The organism is Novosphingobium sp., assembly GCF_049240505.1.
GTDB lineage: Bacteria > Pseudomonadota > Alphaproteobacteria > Sphingomonadales > Sphingomonadaceae > Novosphingobium.
On record NZ_JBMLSM010000127.1, the window covers coordinates 1 to 3,966 of the forward strand.

Below are 3,966 nucleotides of genomic sequence, written 5' to 3' on the forward strand. Positions count from 1 at the left end.
TCGACACTTCGCCGGAACGGTATGAAGAAGTGATCACCACCCGCACCTTCGCCGATCGCCTGCAGACGCTGGACAACGTGCGCGCCGCCGGGATCAACGTCTGCTCTGGCGGCATTGTCGGCATGGGTGAAACCCGCGCCGATCGTGTCGGCTTCGTCCACGCGCTCGCCACGCTTGAGCAGCACCCTGAAAGCGTGCCGGTCAATGCGCTCGTACCGGTCAAGGGCACCGTGCTGGGCAATATGCTGGCCGACACGCCGCTGGCCAAGATCGACGATATCGAATTCGTCCGCACCATCGCGGTTGCGCGCATCACCATGCCGCTTTCGATGGTGCGCCTTTCCGCAGGCCGTGAATCGATGTCCGAAGCCACGCAGGCGATGTGCTTCATGGCGGGGGCCAATTCGATCTTCACTGGCGACAAGCTGCTGACCGCCGCCAACGCTGGCGACGATGCCGACGCCGCAATGTTCGCCCGTCTTGGCCTGAAGCCGATGGAAGGCGAAGAGCCGCTCCGTGAAATCAAGGGGGGCGCCATCAAAGCCGTCGGAGGCTGTTCGGGAGGCTGCGCAGCCTGATGACCGACAGCGTGACCCGCACCGGCAATCTGTGGTCCGCCCATACGGCAGATCTGGCTGCTCTGGGCGAGAAAGCCCGGCTGCGCGCGCTTACCCCCCGGCGCGGGATAGACTTCGCCTCGAACGATTATCTTGCGATGTCATCATCGCCCCGGCTTGCTACGGCGGTGCAAAAGGCGATCGCGCGCGGCGTGCCCCTCGGCTCGGGCGGTTCGCGCCTGCTGCGCGGCAACGATCCCGAACACGATGCGCTGGAGGAGGACGCCGCCCGCTTTTTCGGGTGTGAAAGCGCGCTGTTCTTCTCCGCAGGTTATGCTGCCAATGTCGCGTTGCTCTCCACCCTGCCACAACGTGGGGATCTGATCGTCTACGACGAACTCGTTCACGCATCGATGCACGAGGGTCTGCGGCTGACGCGCGCAACTTCGATCAGTGCCAGCCACAACGATGTGCAGAGTTTTGACGATGCCGCGCGGGAATGGCGTGCTCAGGGCAACACGGGCCGGATATGGCTCGCGTTCGAAACGCTCTATTCGATGGATGGCGATATGGCACCCGTCGCCGACATGGCGCGCGTGGCCGAACGTCACGATGCCGTGATGCTGATCGACGAGGCGCACGCCACCGGTGTGTTCGGCCCCGATGGGCGCGGTCTTGCCGTCGGGCTGGATGGGCGGCCGGATACAATTGTCCTGCGCACTTGCGGCAAAGCACTCGGCTGCGAAGGCGCACTGGTTCTGGGACCGCGCGTGGTGCGCGACTTTCTGGTCAATCGCGGACGCCCCTTCATCTTCTCCACGGCCCCATCCCCACTGGTCTGCGCTGCCGTGCGCGAAGCGCTGCACATGTTGGCAGACGAACCGGAACGGCGCGAAGACCTGTGCAATCTGGTCACCCATGCCGAGCGCGTGCTTGCCCCCCACGGCGCGCACGCCACCGGATCGCATATCCTGCCACTGATCCTGCACGAAGATGCCCGCACGATGGCTGTCGCCGCAACACTGCAGGCGCAGGGCTTCGACGTGCGCGGCATCCGCCCGCCAACGGTTCCACAAGGCACCAGCAGGTTGCGCATTTCACTCACCCTCAACGCCACGTGCGCAGATGTGGATGCTCTCGGCGCGGCACTGGCGGATGCACTGAAGTGACGGCTTTCGTCGTAACCGGGACCGATACCGGCATCGGCAAGACGATTTTTTCTGCTGCACTGACCGGGGCGCTCAACGCGCATTACTGGAAGCCGGTGCAAGCCGGACTGGATGATGGTGCAGACCGCGATCACGTGGCCCGATTGGCAGGCGTTCCCGCCGAACATGTCCTGCCCGAAGTCTATCGCCTGTCCACGCCCTGCTCACCGCATCGGGCAGCGGAACTCGATGGCGTTGTCATCGATCTTGCCGACCTTGCCCTGCCGCCACAGCGGCCGCTTGTGGTCGAAGGCGCGGGCGGCGCGCTCGTGCCCGTCACCCGCAGCACCACCTATGCCGATGTGTTCGCATGGTGGAATCTGCCGACAATCGTTGTCGCACGCACAGCGCTGGGCACGATCAACCATTCGCTGCTGACGCTTGAGGCGCTGCGATCAAGAGGCATACCGGTTCACGGTGTTGCCTTCGTGGGCGAGGCTAACGAGGACAGCGAAGCCACGATCTGCGCAATGGGCGACGTCCGCCGCTTGGGCCGCTTGCCCATCCTGCAAAGGCTGGATCAGCAAAGTCTGGCGATTGCCTTTGCCAAAGGCTTCAGCATCGCCAGCTTTACCGACTGAACCTCACCCCAGAACGAGGTGAAGCGCGTTCAGGCTGGCGCCTACGACCAGCGCGGCAATGACGAGAGCTTCTGCGGGCACGCGGCGCGCGCTGCGAATGCGATTGGGTGCGGTAATGATCGTCATCAGGTGAGTCCTTGTTCATCGAACATGAACCCGAGCGAGGTCGCCTAGGGCTTCGTTGATCGCCAGTTGGCGAATCGGGGCAGGAGCGCCCCGATACACACTCTACTAAATGACTTGAGATTAATGTCAACTTAATGAGTGGAGTTTTTAGAGTGGCTTGGCTCGCACACGTCAACCATCAAATCCTCCCCGTTTTTCCGAAGGACAAATGGGGAGGTGGCATTCGCAATAGCGAATGACGGAGGGGTTTTGGCCCCTCCACCACCCGCTGTGCGGGCGGCCCCCCTCCCCGCCTGTGCTTCGCAAAGGCAGGGAGGATTTTACACGATTACTCCTCGAAAATCGCCACGGCACGGGTCCACCCTGCCGACGCGCCCTTGATCTTGTGCGGGAAGCAGCTGACCATGAACCCGTCGGGCGGCAGCACTTCAAGGTTGTGCAGCTTTTCGAGGTGGCAATAGCCGATGTCGCGGCCCGCCTTGTGTCCTTCCCAGATCAGCGAGGTGTCGCCGGTTTCCTTGACCTTCTCAGCCGTGTGCACAAACGGCGCATCCCAGCTCCAGGCATCCGTCCCGGTCACGCGGATACCGCGCGACGTGAGATACATCGTTGCTTCATAGCCCATGCCGCAACCGATGCTGACATAGTTGGGATCACCCACCGCCTTGCCCGCTGCGGTGTTCACCATCACGATCTCCAGCGGCTTCAGCTCGTGGCCAATGCGCTTCAGTTCGTCTTCGACATCCTGCGCGGTGACCACGTAACCGTCGGGAAAGTGCCGGAAGTCCAGCTTCACGCCGGGCTGGAAGCACCACTCCAGCGGCACCTCGTCGATGGTCATAGCTGGCTCGCCACCGTTCATCGTCGGGTGGAAATGCCACGGTGCGTCAAGATGCGTTCCGTTGTGCGTGGTCAGCGTCACGTTCTCGACTGCGGCGAAGCCGGCAGCATCCGGGGTATCCTCAGGCGTCACGCCCGGAAAGAAGAACCCCAGTTCGCCCATCGTCTCACCATGCTTCTGGTATTCGATCTTCGGGCGCAGGAACGGCGGATCGGTGATCACATCGTTCTCAAGGAAGATCGAAAGATCGACGAAACGACGAGTCATGCAGTCACTCCTCCCAGAGTCTCGGCGAACCAGTCTGCGATGCAGTCACGGCCATAGGCCATGTTGTCCGCCCCGACATGTTCGACGCCGCCTTCGCGGGCGGTGAAGATCACCTTCTCGCGCCGGGGCGCATTGATCAACTGGTCATAGAGGTCATCCGCATAGGACACGCTGATCTGCCGGTCCTGCGCGCCGTGGGTGACAAGGAATGGCACCTTGATGCGGTCCATGTGCCCGTTGAGGTTCATGTCTTCCGACTTCGCCATGAACTCGTCCATGTCGTTCGCGCCGAAAGCCCACATCACATGCGCCCAATAATGCGGCACGGGATTTTCGCCCTCGCGCTTCATGCGCTTGTCCTGCACTTCGCGCCAGTTGTGGTTGGC

The 3,966-nt window shown here is 62.5% G+C and carries 6 protein-coding genes; 3 read left to right on the top strand and 3 right to left on the bottom strand.

What is annotated here, in order from left to right:
• The 3 genes from ACOVQ0_RS10980 to bioD form a co-directional block, all read left to right on the top strand.
• Positions 1 to 578: biotin synthase BioB (locus tag ACOVQ0_RS10980; RefSeq protein ID WP_421884237.1), on the top strand; the 578-nt coding region annotated here is incomplete at its 5' end.
• A complete protein-coding gene (locus ACOVQ0_RS10985; protein ID WP_421884241.1) occupies positions 578 to 1,726 on the top strand; it encodes an 8-amino-7-oxononanoate synthase in 1,149 nt (382 codons plus the stop codon). The genes ACOVQ0_RS10980 and ACOVQ0_RS10985, both read left to right, overlap by 1 nt.
• The gene (gene bioD / locus ACOVQ0_RS10990) at positions 1,723 to 2,346 is read left to right on the top strand and encodes a dethiobiotin synthase (protein ID WP_421884245.1); all 624 of its coding nucleotides are present in this window, start codon (positions 1,723 to 1,725) and stop codon (positions 2,344 to 2,346) included. Before ACOVQ0_RS10985 ends, bioD begins: the two co-directional genes overlap by 4 nt.
• 3 nt (positions 2,347 to 2,349) lie before the next feature.
• On the opposite strand, the gene ACOVQ0_RS10995 is transcribed toward bioD, so the two are convergent.
• From ACOVQ0_RS10995 to ACOVQ0_RS11005, 3 genes are all read right to left on the bottom strand, one after another.
• On the bottom strand, positions 2,350 to 2,472 hold the full coding sequence (locus tag ACOVQ0_RS10995) for a hypothetical protein (protein WP_255460970.1): 123 nt from the start codon (positions 2,470 to 2,472) through the stop codon (positions 2,350 to 2,352).
• Positions 2,473 to 2,800: 328 nt separating this feature from the next.
• Complete coding sequence (locus tag ACOVQ0_RS11000; protein WP_421884248.1) at positions 2,801 to 3,580, bottom strand: cyclase family protein; 780 nt, start codon at positions 3,578 to 3,580, stop codon at positions 2,801 to 2,803.
• The coding region (locus ACOVQ0_RS11005) for an alpha/beta hydrolase family protein (RefSeq protein ID WP_421884251.1) at positions 3,577 to 3,966 on the bottom strand (390 nt) is incomplete at its 5' end. The genes ACOVQ0_RS11005 and ACOVQ0_RS11000, both read right to left, overlap by 4 nt.